Consider the following 542-nt stretch of genomic DNA (forward strand, 5'->3'; position numbering starts at 1 on the left):
CGCTTTTGAGAAGTAAATATAATCTGCTTGAATACTTACTTTTAAAGCTTAAAAGTAAAGGTAATTTGGCTTGGACAAAATCTTCTTTGAGGTGTATTAGATAGTGCTTTAATTCAGGGTCAAAGCTACATTCTATATAAGAATTACCATCTTGATGGCTAATATGAGAAAACCAAGAACAAACTATTGTTCTTTTCTTTTCTTCATCTCTGATTCTAACTATTTTTTGTAATAAACTTTCAGCAAAACCAACAAATCTTTTGTAATGTTTTGTTGCTTTCTCTAATCCTTGAACATCTTTAAAAAATACTTTGTAAATTTTAAAGTCTTTGTCTTCTTGTGATATTTGACTAATGACATTGTAAATAAAGTTTTGTTCTTCTCTCGTGAAAGAATACCGACCTTTTACGATCTTATTACTCATAACAACATTTTTATTACGCATGACATAGACATTTTTAATAATATGTTTTTAAATTTATCAAAGCAATGGATCAATTACAACATATTATTATTGAGTATTATGTTTTTCACTGACAAAA

General features: G+C 26.9%; 1 protein-coding gene. It reads right to left on the reverse strand.

What is annotated here, in order from left to right; all coding sequences use genetic code 11:
- On the reverse strand, positions 1-445 hold a 445-nt coding region (locus tag DNK84_RS13955), incomplete at its 3' end, for a replication initiation protein (protein ID WP_162902525.1).
- Positions 446-542 lie beyond the last annotated feature (97 nt).

Origin of the sequence: Facilibium subflavum (assembly GCF_003574485.1) — a bacterium.
GTDB lineage: Bacteria > Pseudomonadota > Gammaproteobacteria > Francisellales > Francisellaceae > Facilibium > Facilibium subflavum.